The 1482-nt window shown below is 70.2% G+C and carries 1 protein-coding gene; it reads left to right on the top strand.

Annotated elements, in window-relative coordinates; genetic code table 11:
* Positions 1–264: 264 nt before the first annotated feature.
* Positions 265–1449, top strand: a complete 1185-nt coding sequence (locus UXQ13_RS23535) for an IS30 family transposase (protein ID WP_380095525.1) — start codon at positions 265–267, stop codon at positions 1447–1449.
* Positions 1450–1482: the final 33 nt, after the last annotated feature.

Genomic DNA, 1482 nt, shown 5'->3' with positions numbered 1-1482 from the left:
GGCGGGTTCTAACGGTCGCTGCAACACCCGAGCACTTCGGGAGTTGCAGCGACCGTGTCGTTCCAGGACATCTCAGACCCAGCTCGGGATCGCGTGCGGGTGAAGGCGGCGTTCTTTGCATCCTTCGATCGCACTGGCAGCGTCACGGTGTCAGCGGCCGAGGTCGGAGTCGGGCGCAGCTTGGCGGCTGGTTGGACCCGCGCTGCCGGTGTGCGGTCACGACGCCAGTACACCGGGCATCCCGGTCGCGGTGAGTACGAGCGTCTGCGGGCTGGTGGTGCCACCCGGCGGGCGGCTGCGGCGTCGGTCGGGGTCAACGTGCGCACCGCGCAGGACTGGGACAAGGGCATCCGCAAGGTCAACTCCCGGCGGCTGCATCCCGATGGTCGGGTCGTGGACTACGCCGCCGGCACGATCACCCACCAGCCATCGTTGCCGGCGGTGGAGAAGGTGCTGCACCACCGCTTCCTGAGCCTGGCCGAGCGGGAGCAGATCGCCGACCTGCGCGCCGCGGGCCACTCGATCCGCCACGTCGCTGCAGCACTGGACCGTCCGCCCTGCACGGTCAGCCGCGAGCTGACCCGCAACACCGACCCCGGCGGCGCCTACCGGCCCCACGGCGCCCACCGCGCAGCTGCAGGACGCCGGGCACGACCCAAGACGGCCAAGCTGGCCACCGACGGGCCGCTGCGCGCGGCGGTGCAGGCCGGGCTGGATGAGCGCTGGTCACCGGAGCAGATCCACCACACCCTGCGTCAGGATCACCCCGGTGACCAGGACATGCAGGTGAGCACCGAGACGATCTACCAGGCCATCTACCTCCAAGCCCGCGGCGGACTGCGCCGGGAACTGGCCGTCGCGTTGCGGACCGGGCGAACCCGCCGCACACCTCACCGCGATCCCGCCGCCCGCACCTCCCGGTTCACCGACCCGATGGTCATGATCAGCGAGCGGCCTGCCGAGGTCGAGGACCGTGCCGTGCCCGGGCACTGGGAAGGCGACCTGATCATCGGCGCCGACGGTGCATCGGCGATCGGCACCCTGGTCGAGCGCACCACCCGCTACGTGATGCTGGTGCACCTACCCAACGGGCGGACCGCCGAGGCAGTCCGCGATCAGCTCGTGGCCACCATGGCCACGCTGCCCGGGCATCTACGCGGCTCTCTGACCTGGGACCAGGGCGCGGAGATGGCCGCTCACCGATCCTTCAGCATGGCTACCGGCATGCCGGTCTACTTCTGCGACCCGGCCAGCCCCTGGCAACGCGGCTCCAACGAGAACACCAACGGACTACTCCGCCAGTACTTCCCCAAGGGAACTGACCTGGCCGCCCACGGCCCCGCCGACCTCGAACACGTTGCCCAGCAGCTCAACGGCCGACCACGCAAGACGCTGGACTGGCAGACCCCAGCCCAGCGTCTGCGTGCTCTACTGCAACCGGCCTACTGACCAGCGGTGTTGCGACGACCCCTGGAATCCGCC

It is taken from the genome of Klenkia terrae (assembly GCF_037083865.1).
Classification (GTDB): Bacteria; Actinomycetota; Actinomycetes; order Mycobacteriales; family Geodermatophilaceae; genus Klenkia; species Klenkia terrae.
This window is presented reverse-complemented; position numbering and strand designations above follow the sequence as displayed.